The following is a 23,544-nucleotide window of genomic DNA, read 5'->3' as shown; positions in this document are numbered from 1 at the left end:
TCACGCTACAATCGGGAGCCGCCCGCCCGATGACTGCCGACGTCGCCTTGGCGCGGCGACGCTCCGGGATGGACAGCAACGGCGTGCCCTCCAGGACACACAGAGGAAACCATCCGGATGCCCATGGCCCAACCCGCCGAACTGTATGCCCAACTTGTAGCCACATTCAGGCAGGGCAGATGGCAGGAGGCTCAGGCACTGGCCACCGAGTTGCTGCCGTTTGCTCCTGAACACGCCGGCGTTTACAGCATTGCGGGCATGACCTGTCTGGAATTGCAGCAATTGCCGCAGGCCGTTGCCTACTTGCGCAGGGCGACCGAGCTGGATCCATCACGTGCAGATTTTGCGACCATGCTCGCCAAGGCGCTCCTGACCAGCCACGTGCCTGCAGAGGCCCGTCTGGAAGCCGATCGCGCCATGGTGCTGAAGCCGCAGGATCCGATGACACTGGATGCCCTCGGCATGATCTACGTGCAGGCCCAGGCGCATGAGGCAGCGGTCGCGGCATTTCGACTAGCCGTGTCGCTTGCGCCGACCTCGGCGGCCTTTCGACTCAACCTCGCTACCGCGCTGACCACCACCGGGGACGTCGACGCCGCCGAACGCGAGCTCGAAGCATGCATCGACCTGGATGCGGCGTCCTGGTACGCCCACCTGTTGCTGGCGCAGCTGCGCCGGCAGACCACCGAAGGCAACCACCTGGCAAGGTTGCAGAACCTGTTGGCGACGCACCAGAACGAATCGGCTGCGGCGATTTGCCTGAACCTGGCCATGGCCAAGGAATATGAAGATCTCGGCAGATATTCGGTAGCCTTCAGGCACACCGTGCAGGGAAAGGCCGCCGCTCGAGCCACACGCCCCTACTCGAGCCAGCGCGACAAAGACCTTTTCGAGGCACTGATGCGGACATTCCCGGAGGCCTCTTCGGGTACACCCAGCGGCGACCCCAGCGAACAACCGATCTTCATCATGGGGATGCCGCGCAGTGGCACCACCCTGGTCGAACGCATCCTGTCCAGCCATCCGGACGTCCATGCCGCCGGCGAGCTGCAGAATTTCGCCGCGGCACTCCAACAGGAATCGGGTAACCGGAGACCGTTCCTGCTCGATCCGGAACTGGCCGTACATACTCGCGCCATCGACTGGAATCGGCTCGGCGCACGTTATCTGGCGAGCACCCGCCCGGCCACCGCACACCAGCCCCGCTTCATCGACAAGATGCCACACAACTTCCTCTATGCAGGATTCATTGCGAACGCGTTGCCCAATGCCAGGATCATCTGCATGCGCCGCAATCCGCTGGACACCTGCCTCGGCAATTTCCGCCAGTATTTCTCGCATCCGTCGATCCACCTCGATTACTCCTGCGACCTGCTTGACACGGGCAGGTATTACATCCTGTTCGACCGCCTGATGACGCACTGGCGGCGCGTGTTTCCCGGACGCATCCATGAGGTGAGCTACGAAGCGCTGGTCGGATCGCAGGAAGCGATTTCGCGAGAACTGATCGGCTACTGCGGCCTGAGCTGGAATGACGCGTGCCTGCATTTCGAAAGGAACCCGTCCGCCGTCGCGACGATGAGTGCACAGCAAGTCCGCCAGCCGATGTACCGCTCATCCATCGGACAGTGGAAACACTACGAACGCGAGCTGACCGATCTGCGCAAGCTCCTGCAGGACGCGGGCCTGGACGGCCTGTGAGAGAGGCATTCCATTGCATCGCCATCCGGGAATCCCGATAGTGTCTTACCACGTGCCGCTGCTGACCTGCCCATGACCGATTCCGCCGCGCTGTTCGCCGAGCTCACCACCGCCTTCAACCAGCATGCGTGGCCCAAGGCCCAGGCCCTGGCGACGCAGCTGCTGCCGATAGCGCCACGGCACCCCGCCGTACACTACATCGCGGGCGTCGCGGCGATGGAGCTCGAGCAGATGCCGAAGGCGCTTTCGCACCTGCACCAGGCGGCGGACCTCGATCCCAGGCGCGTCGATGTGCTCACCCAATTCGCCAAGGCGCTGGCCCTGGTCAAGATGTTGCCCGAGGCGCGTGGCGCGGCCGATCGTGCCATGGCGCTGTCGCCGAACGACCCCATCACGCTGGACACGTTGGGCGTGGTGTATACGCAAGTCCATGCCCATGTCCAGGCGAAGGCCGCTTTTCGCGGCGCCGTCGCGCTCAACCCAAAGCACGCACCGTATCGCTTCAATCTTGCCACCGCGCTGCTGGCTACGGGCGAGATCGATGCCGCCAGGGACGAACTCGAAGCCTGCATCGAAATCAACCCGCGCTTCTGGAAGGCTCATCTCACCCTGGCCCAGCAGCGCCGGCAATCGACAGCCGACAATCACATCGAACGCCTGCGATCGCTGCTCCCCGGACAGGAGACCAATCTCGAAGCGCAAACCTACCTGAACATGGCGCTGGCGAAGGAATACGAAGACTGCGCCGATTACCCTGCGGCATTCACGCACTACACCCGAGGCAAGTCGGCTGCCGGTGCCGGGCGCGGTTACGACATCGCGCAGGATGAAGCCTTGTTTGCGGCGATCACGACCGAGTTCCCTTCAGCGGCAGGTGCCCCGGCAGGCTGCAACTCGGACGAGCCCATTTTCGTGATCGGCATGCCGCGCAGCGGCACCACCCTGGTGGAGCGCATCATCAGCAGTCACCCGGACGTCTATTCGGCCGGCGAGTTGCTGAACTTCGGCCTCGCGCTGAAACGCGCTTCCGGCAGCCGCACGCCGGTGATGCTCGATAACGACACCATTCAGGGAGCGCGAACGCTTGATTGGGCAGCGCTGGGCGAGCGCTATGTCAGCAGTACGCGTCCGGCGACGGGCCAGCGACCGCGCTTCATCGACAAGCTCCCACATAACTTCCTCTACGCCGGCTGGATCGCCCGGGCGCTGCCCCACGCGAAAATCATCTGCCTGCGCCGCGACCCGCTGGACACCTGCCTCAGCAACTTCCGGCAGTTGTTCGCACCGCAGTCGCCAAACTTCGGGTACTCGTTCGATCTGCTGGATACGGGGCGTTACTACGTCCTGTTCGATCGGCTGATGGCGCATTGGCAACGGGTGCTTCCCGGCCGCATCCTGGAGGTGCGGTACGAGACCCTGGTCGATTCGCAGGAGGCAAGCACGCGGCAATTGCTGGAGTTCTGCCAGTTGCCCTGGGACAACAACTGCCTTCAGTTCGAGCACAACACTGCCCCGGTCAACACCGCCAGCGTGGTCCAGGTGCGTTCGCCGATCTACCGGAGTTCGCTCCGTCGCTGGAAAAAGTACGAGCCGCAGCTGGGTGAACTGCAATCCGTGCTGGCCGCCGCCGGCATCACGCCCTGATTCTGCAGCACCCGGCTCATGCGGGAACGATCGCAGTGTCATGAGCCTCACATGCGCACCCCAAAAAAGTGGCCCCGTCGAAGCGGGGCCACTGAAGTAATGCAGACAATCGGATCAAGCGACGATCAGGAGCCTTGGCCGAACTTGTAGTTCGCCTCCAGATACATCGCGCGTCCATAGACGTTGTAGTTGTCCGTGTTATACGGCAGGCTGGTCGTTCCCGGGTAAGTGTGATCGACCGGCGGCATCTTGTTGAACAAATTGGTGACCTGCAGCGAGAGTCCGAGGCTCTTGATCGGATTGTAGGTCACACTGCCGTTCCAGCGGATCCACCCCGGCAATTTGGCGGCACCCTTGGCCGTGTAGCCGTCTGAGGCATAAGCCGCGTAATTCGGGCTACGACCAAAGCGGTTCGCCAGCACCGTGGCGCTCCACTCACCCTTCAGCCAGGTCAACGATGCATTCCCCTTGCTCTTGAAATCGGTGCTGTAATTCGGATGGCGCAGCAGGTCGACCGGCGGATCGATCACGTAGTCCTGATACTCATGCTTCAACATGTCCGAATAGGACATGCCGAGCACCAGTCTGCCAAGCGAGCCGATATCGTGACCGTAGCTGAAATGGGCCGTGATCGCGTTGACCTGCTCGTTGGCGACATTGAGCTTGGTCGTGACAATGTGGGTGATCGGGCCGAGCAACTGCACGCCGTTGATGATCTTGCCGGCCGTTCCGCGGGTGATCAGGTCGAACGCGTTCTTGCAGGTCTGCGTGCTCGGGTCGATCGTGCCGATGTCGCACAGATACTCGGTCCTCGATAGTGTGTCCGCGCTGAGCTGGGCGACCTCGTTGTTGATGCTCCAGTGCAGGTAATCCACGCTCATCGACATGTTCTCGATCGGCGCCCATACCACGCCGTAACTCCACACCTTGGCCTTGATCGGCTGCAGCGCCGGATTGCCATACGTCTCGCCGTTGTACTGGGTGGGGCTGACGTTCTGCGGGCAGTTGACGAGCGTGGGGCCGGTGAAGTTCAACCTGCCGCAATTCAGGTAGTCGGTGACAGTGTTGTAGTAACCGCTGGGGAGCTGGAACTCGTCAGACAGGGTAGGCACCTTGAAGGCGGTGCCGTAACGGCCGCGCAGCAGCAGGCTCTCGAACGGACGATATTCCAGCCCGAGATTGTAGGTGCCGGCACCGACATTCTGGTTACCTACCTTGTAGTTGTCGTAGCGACCCGAAAGATCCGCGGTCAGCTGCGAGAACACCGGCAGCTTCAACTCGACGGTGGCGGCGGCGCGCGACCGGTGGCCGGCGCCTGGCGTGGCGCTGGTGCCCCAGAAGTAAGGCGTGGTAACCGTGTTCCCGTTACCGTAGTCGATCGTCACATCTTCCAGCAGACGCGGGTCCGGGGTGGAGCTCCAACCTTCGTTGCCACCTTCCACGACCATCGCGATACCCGCATCGCCGCCGGGCAGATGGAACAGCGACGCGTTGGTCAACTGACCGCGGAGCAGATTGTCCCAAGTCTTGGCAAAGCTGTTGGAATAGCCGGTAAAGCTCTTGAAATCAGCCTGGGAGATCGGATTCCACATCGCCGCGTAATTCGGCGTGAACACCGGATAGCCCGAATACGTACCCTGCTGCGGACCGAGCACGTGACTGGAGTAATAGCCTTCCACTCCGGCCGCCACGCGCTGGAAGTCGAGTTCGCGCAAGTGATCGTCGGAATGGGTGAAGCCGAGGTCGTAGTCCCAGTTCGACTGGCCAAACGTGCCACGCGCGCCCAGGGTCAGCATGTAGGCGTTCTCATACTGCTTGTTCATGATGTGCTGGTAGCCACCCACTTCCTCGGGTGCGAAGGAGTGCTGCAGGTCGACCAGGCTGCCACCGCCCAGCGTGGGATCCCAGAAATAGCCACCCGAGCTCCCGGCCGAGGGGCCGGCCGTGCCCCACCACGTGGTGTTGGGACCGTTTTCCCACTTCTTTTCCGAGTAGTTGTAGAGCAGATCGCCATACAACTGCAGGTCGTCGTTCACATCAAACGTGTTGTGCGTGTACAGGCTGGCGCTCTTGCTGTCGAGCGTCAGGGTTCCTGCCCCCGGGGTGTCTGGCGAACCGCAGTACAAGCCATGACCCGGCCGGTTGTGCTCGCTGGTGGTGCCGCCCCAGAACTGGGAGATGTTCTGGCAATGATTCGGGTCGCTCAGATACATGCCACTAATCGTTGAATCGTAGCTGAAGGGCACGTAAACCAGAGTGTCGCGCAACGGAATGCCCGGGCTGGTGCCTTGCTGGAAGTAGCCCTTGGTGAAGCTGCGGTCCTTGGTCCAGATCGGCTGGGTGCTGTCGAACTGCAAACCCACGAGCGAGTTGAATTTGCCTGCACTGAAGCTGTCGGCGAAGCTGATGCGCCGGTTGGCACCGCCGCCATCCTTGTACCAGCCGTAACGCACGTCGATGGTCGGCGCGTCGATATGTTTCTTCAGCACGATGTTGATCACGCCCGCGATCGCGTCCGAGCCGTACAGCGAGGACTGGCCACCCGGCAGGATGTCGATGTGGTCGACCATGTCCATCGGGATGCCACTCAGGCTGTTGAAGGTGTCGCTGCCGTTGTACAGGCCCGGGAAATTGCCCATCGGACGACCGTCTATCAGGTACTTCACGAAGCCGACCGGCAAGCCGAACATACTCAGCGTCTCGGCACCCGTGGTAAACGAGTTGGTGTCCTGCATGCCCTGCACACTACCGGTCGCAAAGGAGGACTGCTGCAAGGCTTCCGCAACCGTCGTGAACCCTTTGGCCTTCATCTCGTCCGCGGTGATCGTGATGATCGGCGTCGCCGTCTCGATCTGGGACTGCGGAATCAGCGAGCCGGTGACTGTGACTGCCTGCAACTTTTTGGCGTTCTTGACGTCGGGCGCCGGCTGCTGGTCGCTGCCCTGCTGGGAGCCATCGGACGGCGCCGACTGCGCATAGGCGGTGCCATAGCCGAGCGCGAGTGCCGCCACGATCGCCATGGTGATTTTTGATTTGATCATTTTTCAGAACTCCCCTCAGAGTTTTCGCAACGGTTCGGTACATGCAGTCAGTCATTAGGTCGATCGATACGCGACACGAACTCATTGCTCGAATCCGAACGGTCCATGTCCCGTTCATATCTATCACGGCTTTGGAAGAGCGCGCAACAATACCTTTACAATTGGCTCAGATACGCAAAATAATGCGATATTTACTTGTATATCGCAATAATATGCGATGCGCTTGGTGCAAGTTATTACCTGCGCCGGCTCAATACGGCCGCTGCTGACACGTTTCCCGCACAGCACCAAAGGCAGGGGCAGCACGAGTAATGGCGCACAAAAAAAGCCCCGCCTTGAAGCGGGGCCTTTCTTGCATCAGCGTTCAGCGCTGGAGGATATCAACCACCGTTGCCAAACTTGTACTTTGCTTCCAAGAAGACCTGCCGACCGTACACGTTGTAGTTATCCTGGTTATACGGCATGTACGTGGTGCCCGGCATGGTGTGATCCACCGGCGGCATCTTGTTGAACAGATTCGATACCTGCAGCGACAAACCGAGATCCTTGATCGGGTTGTAAGTCACGCTGCCATTCCACAGGATCCACGGCGCCACCTTGCCCGCATTCGCCGCGGTGTAGTTGTTGGCCACCTGTGCCGCATAGTTCGGCGTGGAACCGTAACGGTTGACGAACAGTGTGGTGCTCCACTTGCTGTTCAACCAGGTCAGCGACGCATTGGCCTTGCTCTTGAAATCGGTGCTCTGGCCGGGATTGGTCAACAGGTTCAGGGAAGGATTGGTGGCGTAGGCCTGGTAGGTATGCTTGAGCAGGTCCGAGTAGGACGCGTTGAAGCTCAGGCTGCCGAAACGGCCGATATCCTGGACATAGCCGAAGTTGGCCTGGATCGCATTGACGCTCTCGTTCGCCACGTTGAGCTTGGGCTTGTTGACGTCCGTGATGATGCCCAGCAGCGGGATGCCGTTCTTGGTGATGCCCGGGCCGCGAGTGACCAGATCGAAGGCCTGCTGGCACAGCCCCGAGTTCGGGTCCAGCGCGCCGGTGTCACACTGAGCCTGCGTCTGCGACAGCAGGGTGGCGCTGAGCTGAGCGACTTCGTTGTTGATGCTCCAGTGCAGGTAGTCCACGCCGAACGACATCTTCGGAATCGGCGCCCACACGAAGCCGTAGCTCCACACCTTCGCGGTGATCGGCTGCAGCCCCGGATTACCCTGCGTAATCTGATGATACTGCTCGCTGTTGTACGGCGTCGGGCACTTGGACGCGGTGGCGCCGGTGAAGCCGAGTCGCTGACAGTTGAGGTAGTCATACACGAAACCGTAGGCGCCACTGGGAAGCTGGAACTGGTCGGACAGCGTCGGTACCTTGAACGCGGTACCGTAGCGACCACGCAGCAGCAACGACTCGAACGGGCGATATTCAATGCCCAGGTTGTAGGTCGGGTGGCTGACAGTTGCGCTGGCAACCTTGTAGCTGTCATAACGGCCGGAGAGATCCAGGGTGACCTGGCTTAGCACTGGCAGCTTGAATTCGCTGGTAACCGCATAGCGCGAGCGATGACCGGCAGCCGGCGTGGCGCTGGTGCCCCAGAAGTACGGCACCGTCTCACCGTTGAAGATAGTGGTTTCTTCCATCAGGCGCGGGTCCGGGCTGATGTTCATGCCCTCGTTGCCACCCTCGACCACCACCGCCAGACCCGCGTCGCCACCGGGCAGGTGGAACAGCGAGGCATTCGTCAACTGGCCGCGCACCATGTTGTCCCAGGTCTTGCCGTAGCTGTTCGAGTAGGTGGTGAAGCTGCGGAAATCAGCCGTCGAAACCGGGTTGTACAGCGCCGCATAATTGGGCTCGAACACCGGATAACCGGAATAGGTACCCAATTGCTTGCCCACGACATGGTCGGAGAAATACTGCTCCATCGGGCCGGCCATGCGCTGCAGGTCGCGGCTGTTCAGCTTGTCGTCGGAATGGGTGAAACCAAGGTCGTAGTCCCAGTTCGACTCACCGAACGTACCCCGGGCACCAAACGACAGCATGTAGGAGTTTTCGACATCCTTGCTCATGATGTGCTGGTAGCCGCCCACCTCTTCCGGCGAGAAAGAATGCTGGAGCAGCATCAGCGCGCCACCACCCTGGGTCGGATCCCAGAAATAGCCGCCACCGGCTTTGGCCGTATCGACGGTAGTACCCCACCAGGTGGTGCTGGCGCCGTTGACGTATTTGGTTTCAGAGTAGTTGTAGAGCAGGTCGCCGTACAGCTGCAGGTTGTCGCTCACGTCGAACGTATTGTGCGTGTACAGGTTGGCAGTCTTGCTGCCGTTGTTCAGCGTACCCGCGCCTGGCGTGTAGAACGATCCGCAGTAATCGCCGCTGCCGGGACGAGTCCGCAGGCCTTCGGTACCACCCCATTGATCAGTCAGACCCGCGCATTTGTTCGGATCCAGCATGTGATAGCCGTTCTTGTAGGCCGGGTCGTTGGCATACGCGCTCAGCACCAGGTAATCACGCGAGGCAACCGGCGGACTGATGCCCTGGGTGTAATACTGCTTGGTCAGGCTGCGGTCCTTGCGCCAGATCGGCTGGGTGTTCTCCCACTGCAGGCCGACCAGGGAGTTGAATTTGCCGACGTGGAAACTGTCAGCAAGGCTGATCCGCGCATCAGCGCCACCGCCGTTCTGGTACGCGCCATAGCGCACGTCGATGGTTGGTGCATCAATGCGCTTTTTCAGCACGATGTTGATCACGCCGGCGATCGCGTCCGAACCGTACAGCGAAGACTGGCCACCCGGCAGGATGTCGATGTGATCGACCATGTCCATCGGGATGCCGCCGAGGCTGTTGAAGGTGTCGCTGCCGTTGTACAGGCCGGGGAAGCTGCCCATCGGGCGGCCATCGATCAGATACTTCACGAACCCTACCGGCAGGCCGAACATGCTCAGCGTCTTCGCGCCGGGCGTGAATGAGTTGGTGTCCTGTGCACCCTGCACGGTGCCGGTGGCGAACGACGACTGCTGCAAGGCTTCGGCGACCGTACTGAAGCCGCGCGTCTTCATCTCGTCCGCCGTGATCGTGATGATCGGCGTTGCGGTCTCGATCGCGGTCTGCGGGATCAGCGAGCCGGTGACGGTGACTGCCTCTAGCCTCTTGACGTTCGTGGGAGTGGGCGCCTGGTCGGCGCTCTGCTGCGAGGCATCTGGCTGGCTCGACTGCGCATGGGCGGAGGTATAGCCAAGCGCGAGTGCAGCCACGATGGCAACGGTAATTTTTGACTTGATCATGGTCTTTCGGAACTCCCCTCAGAGTTTTCAGCATTTACAGTTGAGCCCGGGCCATGCATGGCGGGCAATTCGACACGAATTCGTACATGAGCCATGTGCTATCCAACGCACCCGCTGCCGCTCGATCGGCTCATGACTGCGCAAGTTTTAGCATGCAAGCGCAAGAATTTGCAAACAGTTTCTTCACGATACCGTAAGTTTTTGCCATCGCTTTATGTTGCGATTACAGGAAAAAAACGTGGCAGGGCGCGCGGTCAGATCAGCCGCTCAGCTTCCAGCTCGATCTTCAGATAGGCGTAATAGATCGGCGCGGCGACCAGCCCGGGCAGCCCGAAGGCCGCCTCCATCAGCAGCATCGCCAGCAGCAGTTCCCAGGCGCGGGCGCGGATCTGGGTGCCGACGATGCGGGCATTGAGGAAGTATTCGAGCTTGTGGATCAGGATCAGGAAGACCAAGGCGGCAATGCCCACGCCCAGCGACACCGACAGCCCGGCGATGGCAATGGCGGTATTGGAGATCAGGTTGCCGATCACCGGCAGCAGGCCGACGATGAAGGTCACCAGCACCAGGGTCTTGGCCAGCGGAACGTGGATGCCCAGCAGCGGCAGCGCGCCCAGCAGGAAGATCGCCGTGAACAGCGTATTGATCAGCGAGATCTTGATCTGCGCGAACACGATGTTGTGGAACGCCTCGGCCAGATGCGCGCAGCGCCGGCCGAGCGCTACCGCCAACGGGCCCATCTGATGCGCCGGGCGCGTGCGGCTGAGCGCGATGATCGCGCCCAGCACCAGGCCGATGATGATGTGCGCGAAGGCACGCACCGCGCCCTTGCCGGCAAGTTGCAGCTCGCCGGCATGGCGGCGGGCCAGCTCCAGCGCACCCACGCGCAGGTCATCGACGCTGTCGGGCAGGTGATCGACCAGCGCGGCCGGCAGCTGCTGGCGGGCCTTGTCCACCAACGGCATCAACTGCTGCTGCCACAACAGCTCGGGGTTGCCTATCTCGCTGCGGAAAAAGCTGATCGCACCAAGGATGAGCAGGATCAGCAGGCCCACCACGATGATCCCGAGCGCGGTCACCACCAGCACCCGCGCGCGATCGCCGGACAGTCGCCGGCCCAGCAGCGGGGCCATCGACTGCACCAGCTCATACACCAGCAAACCGGCCAGCAAGGCGGACAACAGGTGAAGAACCAGCGCCAGCAGCAGGCCGACCGCGACCACCGCGTAGCTCACTCGGCGCATCGCGAGCGAGGGCTCGAGCAAGGCAGGCTGGAATGGATCCATGCGTGGGCAACCGTGGGACGGGATGACCAGTCTGTCAGCAGCCTGCGCCGGCTGCCAGCCCCGTCCGGGGCGGCCACGCGGCTGTCGTACACTTTGGTCCTGGCGCGGCGCCATCCCCGCGCTCACCGCCATTGCCGAAGGACCCGCCATGACGCTTCGCCTGCCCGCCGCCTTGTTCACCCTGGTACTGCTGACCGGTTGCGCCACCCCATCGCAGCGGCCCACTCCGATCAGCGCCGCGCCGACGGCGGCCCCGGCGCAGGTCAGCGCAGCGGCACATCCGGCAGGCCCACTCGCCGACGACAACCTCAATGCAGTCGCCTGGACCCAGACGGCGATCGAGCACGACCTGATCTACCTGCAAACCTATCGCGACGCCGAATCACGCCTGCTGGCCGCCCTGCACGACCCTGACTGGGACGCCCTGTCGAAGGAAGACCGGATGGTTTCCAGCCATGGGCTGAAGCCGGCGGTGGTGCTGGATATCGATGAAACCGTGCTGGACAACTCACCCTACGAGGCGCGCGCGATTCGCCGTGGCGGCGAATTCAACGAGGCAGAATGGCAGGCCTGGTGCAGGGAAGAAGTCGCCCGCGCGATGCCCGGCGCGGTCGAGTTCACCCAGTTCGCGGCCAGCCATGACATCGCGGTGATCTACATCTCCAACCGGGCCAAGGTGCTGGATCAGGCCACCCTGGCCAACTTGCACAAGGTGGGCCTCCCGATATCCGGCCCGGAGGCCTTGCTGGGGCTGGGCACGGTGGTCGCGGGCTGCCGGCAGAGCGGCTCATCCAAGCAATGCCGGCGCCAGCTGATCAGCCGGAAATATCGCGTCTTGATGCAATTTGGCGACCAGATTGGCGATTTTGTGGACGTTTCGACCAATAATGTCGACGGACGCCAACAGGCGATGGCACCGTATCTCGACTGGATCGGCAGGCGCTGGTTCGTCCTGCCCAACCCCACTTACGGCTCATGGGAATCCGCGCTGTTCAACCAGAACCCGAAGGCGGGACCGGCACAGCGCCGCCAGCTGAAGCTGGATGCGCTTCACTACCATTGACTAAAATATTTATACATCAATTACTTATACAGTTAAACAAAAGTATTGCCTTAACTTTAACGAACAGGTAATATTCAACCGCCGACCCTGCTGACCAGACACATGCGGGCAAGGCCATTTCCCTTCCGGCCCGGCCGGATTTCCCCGTGAGGCTCTGGCCCGCGGGGTTTTCTTTTTGTGCCGGGCGCCCTGCGCGGGCGCGGCTCCCCCATCACCCGCTCTTGTCCGATCCCGGCGCGCCGCTTACCCTGCCCGCTCGTTGGGCGGCCTAAGGAGCGTGGGCCGCAGAAATTTTCCGGGCTGCAAAAGCGGCTGCGTGGTCCATATTTCCACCTCGAAAGTTTCCACGGCCCACGCTCCTCGCTTGCCTCGACCTCATCCATCACGAGAACCCATCCATGCGCATCCCGTTCCTGCGCCACGTCGCGTTGCCCTTGTTCGCCGCCCTCCTGCTCGGCGCCTGCCACGGCAAGGACGATGCCTCGCAGCCAGGTGGCAGCAGCCCGGTGGCCGCCGTGCAGACGTCGATCGACCTGGTCAAGGCCGGCGATTTCAACGGCTTGTGGAAACACGCCTTGCCACCGGCCGACTACGCCAACCTGCGCACCGACTGGAGCCGTCGCGAGCAGGACAAGCAACCAGTCACCGCCGAGGACCGCGCCAAGTTCAACGAAACGATGCAGCGGCTCACCGGACCCGACGCCGAGAACAAGCTATATGCCGAACTGCAGCCGAAGCTGGTCGCGATGGAGCAACAGTACAAGGATCAGTTGCCGGTGCTGATCAGCGTGGGCGCGGCACTGGCCAAGAACACCGTCGCACAAAGCAAGGACCTCACCCCGACGCAGAAGACCCAGGCCAGCGATGCGCTGGATGTGATCGGGCCGTGGGCCCAGCAGACGCCATGGTTCGACCAGGCCAAGGCCAAGGCGGCGATCGGCGTGGCCGTGGCCACCGCGCGCAAGCTGGACCTGAAGAGCCCGGAGCAACTGCGCGCGATGGATTTCGACGCCGTCATGGGCAAATACTCGATCGGTTACGGCGGCCTCAAGCAATTGCTGGCGATCTACGGTCTGTCGGTGGACGACACGCTGAATTCGATCAAGCTGAGCGAGCTGTCCAACAGCAACGGCCACGCCGTGGTGAAGATCGACTACACCCTCCTTGGCAAGCCGCTCTCGACCGAGTCGAAACTGGTCCAGGAAAATGGGCGCTGGTACAGCGAAGACATGCTGGCCAACGTGCGCAAGTCCCACCAGCAACTGAGCCAGCCGAGCGTGGCCCAGACCACCACGCCCGTGGCCGCCGCCAGCGTGGCCGGCAAAGACTGAATCACGTCGCCGCGTAGAATAGCCGGATGCCGACTTCCCCTGCCGTGGACTCCACCGCACGCCGCCGCGCCCCGTGGTGGTTCAATCTCGCCGGACAACTGCTGCAGCCGTGGGTGCGCATCCGACGCGACCCGGCCGAGCCCGCGGCCCTGCTGCAGCCCGGTGTGGCGGTCTGCTACGTGATCGAGCGCGACGGTTTCTCCGACGCGCTGATCCTGCAGCGCGCCTGCCGCGAGGCCGGTCTGCCCAGCCCGATGCAGGCGCTGGCCGGCACGCGCCGGCGTCGCTCGGTTTTCGCGCTGACCCGACGCGATGGCTGGATCCTCGGACGCAACCGCAAACGTGCCGCCAGCGGCTCCCTGCGCCAGTTGGTGTACTCGCTGGAGGGCCGGCCCGAGCACGACATCCAGATCGTGCCGGTGTCGATCTATGTGGGTCGCGCGCCAAGTCGCGACAGCGGCTGGTTCCGCGTGCTGTTCTCCGAGAACTGGGTGATGGTCGGCCGCTTCGGGCGCATGCTCGCCCTGTTGCTCAACGGCCGCGACACCGTGGTGCACTTCTCCGCACCGGTATCGCTGCGCAGCGTGCTGGACGAATCCGGCGAGATCAGCCCGGAGCGCTTCACGCGCAAGATCGCGCGGGTGCTGCGTACGCACTTCCACCGCATCCGCGCCGCCGTGATCGGGCCCGACCTGTCGCACCGGCGCACCGTGGTCGATGCGGTACTGAACGCCGAACCGGTGCGCGCGGCGATCGCCGCCAGCGCGACGAAGGAAAAGATCAGCCACGCCAAGGCCTGGCGCAAGGCGCAGAAACTGGTGCTGGAGATCGCCGCCGACTATTCGCACCCGGTGGTGCGTTCAGTGTCGTTCCTGCTGCGCAATTTCTGGAACAAGTTGTATGACGGCATCGCGATGCATCACTTCGACCAGGCCCGCGCCGCCGCGCCCGGCTTCGAGGTGGTGTACGTTCCCTGCCACCGCAGCCACACCGACTACCTGCTGCTCAGCTATCAACTGCATGTGTCCGGCGTGGTGGTGCCGCACATAGCCGCCGGCGTGAATCTCAACCTGCCGGGCATCGGCCCGATCCTGCGCCGCGGCGGCGCGTTTTTCATGCGCCGCAGCTTCAGCGGCAACCCGCTGTACTCGGTGGTGTTCAAGGAGTACATGGCCCAGCTGATCGATCGCGGCGTGCCGATGGAGTACTTCATCGAGGGTGGCCGTTCGCGCACCGGCCGATTGCTGGCGCCGCGCGGTGGCCTGCTCTCGATGACCGTGCGTGCCTTCCTGCGCGCACCGCGGCGGCCGGTGCTGTTCCAGCCGGTGTACATCGGCTACGAAAAACTGATGGAGGGCAAGTCGTACGCCGGCGAGCTGAGCGGCAAGCCGAAGGAAAAGGAGTCGTTGCTCGGCCTGATCAAGGGCCTGAAGGTATTGCGTCAGCGCTATGGCCACGTGGCGCTGAACTTCGGTGAACCGATCGAGCTGACGCCACTGCTGGACACGCTCGGCGCCGACTGGCGCTCCACCAGCACCGACCCCGAGGCGAAGCCGGAATGGCTGGGCGCGGTCACCGATCGCCTCGCCGAGCAGATCCAGGTCAACATCAATCGTGCCGCCGACGTCAATCCGGTCAACCTGCTGGCGCTGGCGCTGCTGGCCACGCCCAAGCATGCGATGTCCGAGCACGACCTGCTGACCCAGCTGGAGCTGAGCAAGGCGCTGGTGGAAGAACTGCCGTACTCGGATCGCATCACGCTGACGCCGATGAATCCCGCCGCGATCATCGCCTACGGCGAGCAGATGGGCTGGATCCAGCGTGTACAGCACCCGCTTGGCGACGTGCTGACGGTAGGCGCCGAGCAGGCGGTGCTGCTCAGCTATTTCCGCAACAACGTGCTGCACCTGATGGCCAGCGCAGCCTGGATCGCCTGCTGCTTCCTCAACAACCGACGGATGACGCGTGACGCGATCCTGCGGCTGGGCGGCATCATCTACCCGTTCATCCAGGGCGAACTGTTCCTGCCGTGGGACGACGACGGCTTCAACCGGCAGCTGCAGGCGACCATCGACTTCCTGGTGCGGCGTGGCCTGCTGGAGACCAACAACGACGGGCGCACGCTTGAGCGCAGCACCGGCCAGGAAGACAGCGCGTTCCAGCTCAAGGTGATTGCCCGCAGCCTGATCCAGGCCTTCGAGCGCTACTACATCACCATCGCCGCGCTGGCCAAGAACGGCCCGCACATGATGACCGGCGCCGAGCTGGAGAACGCCTGCACGCTCACCGCGCAACGACTGAGCCTGCTCAACGAATTATCCGCCCCGGAGTTCTTCGACAAGGCGCTGTTCCGCGGCTTCATCCAGAAACTGCGCGAACGCAAGGTGGTGTGGAATGACGATAGCGGCAAGCTCGACTACGACAGCGCGCTGGACGACCTGGTGCGCGACGCACGCGTGATCCTGTCGCGCGAGGTGCGCCATTCGATCCTCAAGATCACCCCAGGCAGCGACAAGGAACCAACCGCGAGCCACGCGGCCCTCACGCCGAAGGCATCCGCGGCACCGGCCGACCTGTTTCCCGGAGATGCTTCGGCGGCAGACATGCACGATCGCCATGTCGATGCCGAGCAGCACGAACACGATCGCCGCGGCGGCAGCGACCGCCGCGAGCCACCGCCGCAAGCCTGATCGCCCCGACGGGGGCAAGGCACGTCGCAACGCAGCCGAGTAGGATGACCGCACTTCCACTGAAGGGCCCGCTCATGACTGCACATCGTCGCCTGCTGTTCGCCGCCGTTCTGTCGTGCCTGCCGCTTGGCGCCGTCACCGCCGATGCGCCGGGTCCCGTCCATGCCGGCACGGACCAGGTCAGCGTGCTCGATTGCGCACGCCTGCTCGACCCCGTCGCCGGCAAGATGCTCGGCGAAACCACCCTGGTCGTCGAGAACGGCCACATCAGGGAAATGCACGCCGGTACAGTCGACATCGAGCCCTATCGCAAGGCGGCAACCGCGGCGGGCAAGCCTTTCCAGTACGTCAGGATGATCGACGCCACCTGCATGCCGGGCCTGATCGACTCGCATGTGCATCTGACCATGCAGTTCGGCAGGAACTCCTACAGCGACAAGTTCCGGCTGAACCCGGCGGACTATGCGATCCGCAGCACGGTGTATGCAAAACGCACCTTGCTGGCCGGCTTCACCACCGTGCGCAACCTTGGCGACGAGCACAACGAATCCATCGCGCTGCGCAATGCGGTCAATGCCGGTATCGTGCCCGGGCCGCACATCTTCAGCGCCGGCCAGTTCATCGGTACCACCGGCGGTCACGCCGATCCGACCAACGGCTTCCGCTGGGATCTGCAGGGCGATCCGGGTCCCAAGGACGGCATCATCAATTCGCCCGAGGATGCATGGAAAGCGGTGCGCCAGCATTACAAGGATGGCGCCGACCTGATCAAGATCATGCCTTCCGGCGGCGTGCTTGACGAGAGCTCCAGCTCGGAGAATCCGCAGATGACGCTGGAGGAGATCAAGGCCGTGGTCGCCGCCGCGCATGATTACGGTTTCACCGTGGCCGCGCACGCGCACGGCGCCGAGGCGATCCGGCGCGCGGTGCTTGGCGGCGTCGACTCGATCGAGCACGGCACCTTCATGGATGCGCAGGACATGAAGCTGATGAAGGAACGCGGCACCTGGTACGTGCCCACCATCATCGCCGGCCAGTTCGTGATGGGGAAGGCGAAGGAAGGCTGGTATCCGCCGCAGGTGGCGCGCAAGGCCGAGGAAGTCGGCCCGGTGATCATGGCCACCGCCGGCAAGGCGTACAAGGCGGGCGTCAAGATCGCCTTCGGCACCGACGCGGGCGTCTACCCGCACGGCGAGAACGCGAAGGAGTTCGAATACATGGTGCAGGCCGGCATGCCGCCGATGTTCGTGCTGCAGGCCGCCACCACGCACGCGGCCGAACTGCTGCACAAGCAGGACCAGTTCGGCCGGGTCGCGGTGGGCCGCGGCGCCGACGTGATCGCCGTGCCCGGCAACCCGCTGGACGACATCACCGTCATGCAACACGTCAGCTTCGTGATGAAGGATGGCGTGGTTTACAAGGAAAACGGCAAGCCCACACTCTGAGCGTAGGAGCCCGCTCGCGGGCGATGCTCTTTGTTCGGGATTCGGGATTCGGGATTCGGGATTCGGGATTCGCAAGAGCATCGCCCGCGAGCGGGCTCCTACCGCAGGGGATCGGTCGAACCGCCCTTCCTGTAGCATTGCGCCCATGAACGAGCAGCCCAAAACCACCCACTTCGGCTTCCGCGACGTGCCGGTCGGCGACAAGCAGAAGCTGGTCGGCCAGGTGTTCACCTCGGTCGCGCGCAGCTACGACCTGATGAACGACTTGATGTCGTTCGGCACGCACCGCCTGTGGAAGCGGCATTTCGTGGCCACCAGTGGCGTGCGGCGCGGTGATCGCGTGCTGGATCTGGCCGGCGGCACCGGCGATATCGCCGCGCTGCTCATGCCGGTACTCGGCGACGAGGGCGAGGTGGTGGTCGGCGACATCAACGCGGCAATGCTCGGCGTTGGCCGCGACCGCCTGACCGACCGCGGCCTGGTCGGCGGCCTGCGCTGGGCCCAGCTCAACGCCGAGGTACTGCCGTTCCCGGACAACAGTTTCGACGCCGTGACCATGGCCTTCGGCCTGCGCAACGTCACCGACAAGGACAAGGCGCTGGCCGACATCTGCCGCGTGCTCAGGCCCGGCGGACGCCTGCTGGTGCTGGAGTTCTCGCGCGTGCAGAGCGAACTGTTCGGCAAGTTGTACGACTTCCACTCGTTCAAGGTGCTGCCGAAGCTGGGCCGGTTGTTCGCCGGTGATGCCGACAGCTACCAGTACCTGGCCGAGTCGATCCGCAAGCATCCGGATCAGCAAACCCTGAAGGGCATGATGGAGCGCGCCGGCTTCGGCAAGGTCGAGGTGCGCAACCTCAGCAACGGCATCGTGGCCATCCATCGAGCCTGGAAGTTCTGAAGTTCGCGCGAAGCGCGGACCCACCTCCCCCAAACGGCAGCGCCATGCCCGTGCCGGACCGCCCCCGCTCCTTCGCCACGATTGCCGCCGTCATCGGCTGGCTTGCGCTGGGTTTGCAACTGCTGCTGACGATCCAGCTCACGGTGGCCAATGGCCAGGGCGCATGGGCGGGCGTCTGGATCTACCTCGGTTATTTCACGGTGCTGACCAACCTCGCCGCGGCACTGGCGTTGACCGCCAGCGCGAGCGGGTACCGTGGCGGCCTTGGCCGGTTCTTCACCCAGCCGGATGTGCACACCGCGATTGCCATGAGCATCATCGTGGTGGCGGCGATCTATCACCTGCTGCTGCGCCAGTTGTGGCAACCGCAGGGCTGGCAAGTGGTCGGCGACGATGCGCTGCACACGGTGATGCCGCTGCTATTCGTGCTGCACTGGTGGCTGGCCGTGCCGAAGGCAAACCTGCGCTGGTCCCGGGTGCTGGTCTGGCAGGTCTATCCGGCGGCCTACTTCGTCTATGCGCTGGCGCGCGGGGCGCTGAATGGCTGGTATCCGTATCCGTTCGTCGATGTGCACGCGCTGGGTTACCTGCGCGTGCTCGGCAACGCGATCGGCGTGCTGCTGGTGTTCATCGCCATGGGCCTGCTGCTGGTCGGGCTCGGGCGCTGGCAGGTTCGGCGAGCGGCGGCAGGCATCACTTCGACCGGCGGCTGAACAGCGCGCGGCAAACCACGCCGTGGCGGCGGCCTGCCTGATCCAGGTCAGTGGCTCGCGCCTGCCTGCGGCGTATGTTGAAGCTCCCTTTCCAAGCGAGCCCGCCATCATGTCCCCGGATATCCAGACCGAACCCAACGTCCACCTTTTCGACGCCCGTGGCGTGGCCCGACGCTTTCGTCATTCGGCCATCTTCGGCGCCGTCGGCGTGCTGCGCTCCGGCGAAACGATGCGCTTCGTCAACGACCATGATCCCTTGCCGCTGATCAACCAACTGCACGAACGCCTTGGCGAACACCTCACGGTGACCTATCGCCAGCGCGAGCCCGGCGCGGTGGTGGTCGACTTCGGCATCAGCGACCTGCCGGTGGAGTGATGCGCTACCCGGCCTTCTTCGACCAGGCTCCCGCGATCGCGATGCGTGACCCGCTGGCGGCCCTGCTGGGTGCCGCCGAAGACGGACTGATCGAATATCACTACCTCGATGCGGTGCGTCTGGCCGGACACTCCTGCCCCACCGTGGCCGGCGCCTGGCTGATGGCACGTGCCGCCGTGCTTGCGCTGTACCCGGACGGCCCGGCCGAGCGCGGCGGCATCACCGTGCAGATGTCCGGTGCGGAGCGCGAGGGCGTCAACGGCGTGATCGCGCAAGTGCTCACCTTGATTACCGGCGCCGCGGCGGACAACGGTTTTCATGGTATCGGCGGTCGCCACGTGCGGCAGTCGCTGCTGGGTTTCTCCGCGCAGCCCGGCAGCGATGCGGTGCACTTCAGCCGCAAGGACAACGGCGCCACCGTCACGGTGGAGCTGGACATGGCCGGCATCCCGGCGCCAGCCAACTTGCGCCAACTGCTCGGCGCCGCGCTCGACCCGGCAGCCTCGGCGGAGCAGCGCAGCCGCTTTGCGCAGGCATGGCAGGAACGGGTCCGGCGACTGCTGCTGGAGCATGCCGACGACCCCGCGGTGGTGCGCCTGAATCGCCTCGACTGACGATGTCGTGAGGCGGCGGCACGCCGCCCTCCCGGAGTCCGGCGATCAGACTGCCGGCGTGCGCAGATCCTGCCACACGCTGCCCGATTGCCGCGCTTCCTGCTCATGCGCCTCGTCGCGCCAGGTTTCCTGCAGCGACGCCGCATACCAGCGGCGCATGCCGGGCAACTGCAACAGGCGCTGCGCATAGGCGGTTGCCGCAGCACCGAGAGTCAGGCCATAGGTCTGGATGCGGAACGCCACCGGCGCGAAAAACGCATCCACCGCACCGAATTGCGCAGCGGCCAGGAACGGCCCGCCGAATCGTGCCAGCCCTTCGCTCCACAGTTCGTCGATGCGTGCAATGTCGGTGCGTAGGGCCGTCGGCAACGCATCCGGCAGGCGGATGCGCAGACCGCAATTCATGCCGCACTGATTGCGCAGCGCGGAAAAGCCGGAATGCATCTCGGCAGCGGCACAACGCGCCCAGGCACGCGCCGCCTGATCAGACGGCCAGACGTCCGCATGACGCTCGGCCAGGTACTCCGCAATGGCCAGCGAATCCCATACCACCATGTCGCCATCGCGCAGGCACGGCACCTTGCCGCTGGGGGAAAATGCACGGAACGCCTGCCAGCTGGCGCCGTCGCCCTGGGCGAACATCACCTGTCGCTCCTCGAATGGAATGCCCAGCTCGCTGAGCAGCAGCCACGGCCGCAACGACCAGGACGAGTAGTTCTTGTTGGCGATATGGAGCTGGTACATGTCGCAATGCCTCCGGAAAGTCAGTGCTGTTCGCAGGGTTCACCCGGCACCATGCCGGGCGCGGTTCGCCGCCGTGCATTGGCCAGCGCCACGCCGGCCACGGTGATCACGCCGCCGACCAGGGTCAACAGGCCGGGGCGCTCGCCCAGCCACAACCAACCGATCAGCACCGCGATCGGCGGGGAGAAGTACAGGAAGCTGGAGAGCTGCGAGGCGGAAACACGGCGCAACGCCACGTTCCACGCCAGGTAACCGACGAAGGTCGGCGCCATGCCCAGATACAGCAGGGCCGCGACATGCGACCACGGCGCCAGCCGCAATGCGGTGCCGATGCCGCCGGCAAACGGCAGCGCGCCCAGGGTGCCGGCAAAGAACGTGAATGCGGTGACACCGAGCATGCTGCTGCGGGCGAACAATGGCTTCTGTCCCACGAAGAACACCGCCGTGACGAGCACGCAGACCAGCACCAGCGCGGCCATGGGCTGGAACCGCACCTGCTTGCCGCTGGCCAGCACCACCAGCAGCACGCCAAGCAGGGCCACGCCGAGGCCGGCCAGCGTACGCGCGGGCAGGCGTTCGCGCAGCCAGATCGCCGAGACCGCGGCGGTAGCGGCAGGCGTCAGGGAAATCAGGATCGAGGCGGTGCCGCTGGCGATGCGCGTTTCCGCATGGTTGAGGCACAGGTGGTACACGCTCAGCCCGATCACGCCGAGCGCGGCCAGCTGCGGCCAGTCGCGTCGCGCCGGCAGCGGCACACGCCGGATCAGCAGCAGGGCGGCGAAACACAGCGAACCGATGGCGAGCCGCGCAAACGCCACCTCGCCCGGCGTGAACGAGGCCAGCGCATAGGCGATCGCGGCATACGCCGACGACCATGTGAGCAGGGCGATGACGATCGCTGCGAGCGTGCGTGCGTCAAGACGCGCGGTGGTGTCCATGGGGGATTTGGCTACGTGGGGAATGCGCATCCTACGCCCTTCGATCCGCGAAGGGGCCGCACGGCGACCAGTACTTTTGTCACGGTCGCCGACCGGGCTGGCGACGCATACTCGCACGCTGTATTTGTTTATCCAGGGGATTGCCATGCGCCACCTTGTCTCTCTGCTGCTGACCGGTGCCATCGCGCTGGGCTGCATGCCTGCCGCCGGCCGCGCCGATGAATCCGCCGCACCGACCAAGGCGACGTCCAGCGCCGCGCACGAGGCACCAGCCGACGCCAGGATTCCCGACACCGAAACCGCCGTGCGCACCGAACACAGTGCCAGCATCGATGGGCGCACGCTCAAATACACCGCCACCGCCGGCACCGTGATCATCCGCGACGACAAGGACCAGCCGCAGGCCAGCGTGTTCTACGTGGCCTACACGCTGGACGGCAGCAAGGCGGCGCAACGTCCGCTGACCTTCCTCTACAACGGCGGCCCCGGCTCTTCCAGCGTGTGGCTGCACATGGGTTCGTTCGGGCCGATGCGGATCGAGACCGCCAGCCCGCAGGCCACCGCGCCGCCGCCGTATCACCTGGTGGCGAACAACGACAGCCTGCTCGACAAGACCGACCTGGTCTTCATCGATGCGGTCGGCACCGGTTACTCGCGCCCGTTGGGCAAGGCCACCGGCAAGGACTTCTGGGGCGTCGACCAGGACCTCTCCGCCTTCAGCCGCGCGATCCAGCGTTACGTCACGATCAACAAGCGTTGGAACTCGCCCAAGTTCCTATATGGCGAAAGCTACGGCACCACCCGCTCGGCGGCACTGGTCGACGTGCTGCAGGACAAGGGCATGGCCTTCAACGGCGTGATCCTGATGTCGTCGATCCTCAACTACGCCATCCGCATGCCCGGCTACGACGAGAGCTACATCGGCTACCTGCCCAGCTTCGCCGCGGCCGCGTGGTATCACGACAAAACGCCTTATAAGAGCGGTGCCAACAAGCCGGCCGATCTGAAGACTTACCTCGACCAGGTACGCAGCTGGGCCAGCGGTCCGTATGCCGCCGCGCTGGCGCAAGGCCAGAACCTGCCGCCGGCACAGCTCGATGCGATCGCGCAGCAGATGGCCGCCTATACCGGCCTGTCGGTGCAATACGTGAAGGAGGCGAATCTGCGCGTCGACCCCAGTCGCTTCCGCAAGGAGCTGCTGCGCGACCAGCGCCTGACCCTGGGCCGCTACGACAGCCGCTTCACCGGCACCGATCCCGACGCTGCCGGCGAGACCCCTGACTACGACGCCTCCGATGCCGGCATCAGCGGCGCCTTCGTGGCCGCCTTCCACGAATACCTGGAAGGCGAGCTCAACTACCACAGCAAGCTGGACTACCGCCCCACCTACGGCGAGATCATCAAGACCTGGGACTGGAAGCACAAGGCTTCCGACATGCGTCGTCCCTTGCCGCTGCCCTACGTGGCCGGCGACCTGGCCCATGCGATGCGCACCAATCCCAACCTGAAGGTGCTGTCGGTCAACGGCTATTACGACTTCGCCACGCCGTTCTCGATCACCGAATACGATCTGTCACACATGAACCTCGACCCTTCGCTACGCGGCAACCTGTCGTTCCTGTACTACCCGTCGGGTCACATGATCTATCTCAACACCGACGCGCTGAAGCAGCTCAAGGGCGATCTCGCCCCCTTCTATGACCGCGCCGCGCCGATTCACTGAGAGTTTGCGAAAAACAAACTCTCAGGCCAGCCACGGATGGCTGGTCGCGAAGCGGGCAC

16 protein-coding genes are annotated in these 23,544 nt (G+C 63.9%); 11 read left to right on the top strand and 5 right to left on the bottom strand.

The window, feature by feature from the left end:
- Nucleotides 1–123 precede the first annotated feature (123 nt).
- Nucleotides 124–1,701: a sulfotransferase gene (locus B0E47_RS06645; RefSeq protein ID WP_077513233.1), complete on the top strand. Its 1,578-nt coding sequence runs from the start codon at nucleotides 124–126 to the stop codon at nucleotides 1,699–1,701.
- A gap of 72 nt (nucleotides 1,702–1,773) precedes the next feature.
- The gene (locus B0E47_RS06640) at nucleotides 1,774–3,345 is read left to right on the top strand and encodes a sulfotransferase (protein WP_077513232.1); all 1,572 of its coding nucleotides are present in this window, start codon (nucleotides 1,774–1,776) and stop codon (nucleotides 3,343–3,345) included.
- A gap of 125 nt (nucleotides 3,346–3,470) precedes the next feature.
- Here B0E47_RS06640 and B0E47_RS06635 read toward each other — a convergent pair whose 3' ends face one another.
- From B0E47_RS06635 to B0E47_RS06625, 3 genes are all read right to left on the bottom strand, one after another.
- Nucleotides 3,471–6,386, bottom strand: coding sequence for a TonB-dependent receptor (locus tag B0E47_RS06635; protein ID WP_077513231.1), 2,916 nt, complete (start codon nucleotides 6,384–6,386; stop codon nucleotides 3,471–3,473).
- 380 nt (nucleotides 6,387–6,766) lie between these two features.
- Nucleotides 6,767–9,664: a TonB-dependent receptor gene (locus tag B0E47_RS06630; RefSeq protein ID WP_077513230.1), complete on the bottom strand. Its 2,898-nt coding sequence runs from the start codon at nucleotides 9,662–9,664 to the stop codon at nucleotides 6,767–6,769.
- 254 nt (nucleotides 9,665–9,918) lie between these two features.
- Nucleotides 9,919–10,950 (bottom strand): hypothetical protein, encoded by a 1,032-nt coding sequence (locus tag B0E47_RS06625; protein ID WP_077513229.1) that lies wholly within the window; start codon nucleotides 10,948–10,950, stop codon nucleotides 9,919–9,921.
- 148 nt (nucleotides 10,951–11,098) lie between these two features.
- On the opposite strand from B0E47_RS06625, the gene B0E47_RS06620 reads away from it, so the two are divergent.
- The 8 genes from B0E47_RS06620 (at nucleotide 11,099) to B0E47_RS06585 (ending at nucleotide 20,080) form a co-directional block, all read left to right on the top strand.
- Complete coding sequence (locus B0E47_RS06620) at nucleotides 11,099–12,013, top strand: HAD family acid phosphatase (protein WP_077513228.1); 915 nt, start codon at nucleotides 11,099–11,101, stop codon at nucleotides 12,011–12,013.
- A 398-nt stretch (nucleotides 12,014–12,411) separates the two neighbouring features.
- Entirely contained in the window at nucleotides 12,412–13,344 is a 933-nt protein-coding gene (locus tag B0E47_RS06615) for a hypothetical protein (RefSeq protein WP_077513227.1), read from the top strand.
- Between the two features lie 26 nt (nucleotides 13,345–13,370).
- The gene (plsB, locus tag B0E47_RS06610; protein WP_077513226.1) at nucleotides 13,371–16,034 is read left to right on the top strand and encodes a glycerol-3-phosphate 1-O-acyltransferase PlsB; all 2,664 of its coding nucleotides are present in this window, start codon (nucleotides 13,371–13,373) and stop codon (nucleotides 16,032–16,034) included.
- A 74-nt stretch (nucleotides 16,035–16,108) separates the two neighbouring features.
- Nucleotides 16,109–17,479 (top strand): amidohydrolase family protein, encoded by a 1,371-nt coding sequence (locus B0E47_RS06605; protein WP_077513225.1) that lies wholly within the window; start codon nucleotides 16,109–16,111, stop codon nucleotides 17,477–17,479.
- A 145-nt stretch (nucleotides 17,480–17,624) separates the two neighbouring features.
- On the top strand, nucleotides 17,625–18,377 hold the full coding sequence (gene ubiE, locus B0E47_RS06600; protein WP_077513224.1) for a bifunctional demethylmenaquinone methyltransferase/2-methoxy-6-polyprenyl-1,4-benzoquinol methylase UbiE: 753 nt from the start codon (nucleotides 17,625–17,627) through the stop codon (nucleotides 18,375–18,377).
- Nucleotides 18,378–18,421: 44 nt separating this feature from the next.
- Nucleotides 18,422–19,090, top strand: a complete 669-nt coding sequence (locus B0E47_RS06595) for a Pr6Pr family membrane protein (protein ID WP_139351376.1) — start codon at nucleotides 18,422–18,424, stop codon at nucleotides 19,088–19,090.
- A gap of 22 nt (nucleotides 19,091–19,112) precedes the next feature.
- A complete protein-coding gene (locus B0E47_RS06590) occupies nucleotides 19,113–19,466 on the top strand; it encodes a DUF2249 domain-containing protein (RefSeq protein ID WP_254422843.1) in 354 nt (117 codons plus the stop codon).
- A complete protein-coding gene (locus B0E47_RS06585) occupies nucleotides 19,466–20,080 on the top strand; it encodes a hypothetical protein (RefSeq protein ID WP_077513222.1) in 615 nt (204 codons plus the stop codon). The genes B0E47_RS06590 and B0E47_RS06585 overlap by 1 nt, the downstream gene beginning before the upstream one ends.
- Before the next feature lie 45 nt (nucleotides 20,081–20,125).
- Here B0E47_RS06585 and B0E47_RS06580 read toward each other — a convergent pair whose 3' ends face one another.
- Complete coding sequence (locus tag B0E47_RS06580) at nucleotides 20,126–20,824, bottom strand: glutathione S-transferase family protein (RefSeq protein ID WP_077513221.1); 699 nt, start codon at nucleotides 20,822–20,824, stop codon at nucleotides 20,126–20,128.
- 20 nt (nucleotides 20,825–20,844) lie between these two features.
- On the bottom strand, nucleotides 20,845–21,762 hold the full coding sequence (locus tag B0E47_RS06575; RefSeq protein WP_077513220.1) for a DMT family transporter: 918 nt from the start codon (nucleotides 21,760–21,762) through the stop codon (nucleotides 20,845–20,847).
- Nucleotides 21,763–21,907: 145 nt separating this feature from the next.
- Here B0E47_RS06575 and B0E47_RS06570 point away from each other — a divergent pair, with 145 nt between their 5' ends.
- Nucleotides 21,908–23,485 (top strand): peptidase S10, encoded by a 1,578-nt coding sequence (locus B0E47_RS06570; protein WP_077513219.1) that lies wholly within the window; start codon nucleotides 21,908–21,910, stop codon nucleotides 23,483–23,485.
- The last annotated feature ends 59 nt before the right edge of the window (nucleotides 23,486–23,544 follow it).

It is taken from the genome of Rhodanobacter sp. B05 (genome assembly GCF_002001085.1).
Lineage (GTDB): Bacteria > Pseudomonadota > Gammaproteobacteria > Xanthomonadales > Rhodanobacteraceae > Rhodanobacter.
This window is presented reverse-complemented; position numbering and strand designations above follow the sequence as displayed.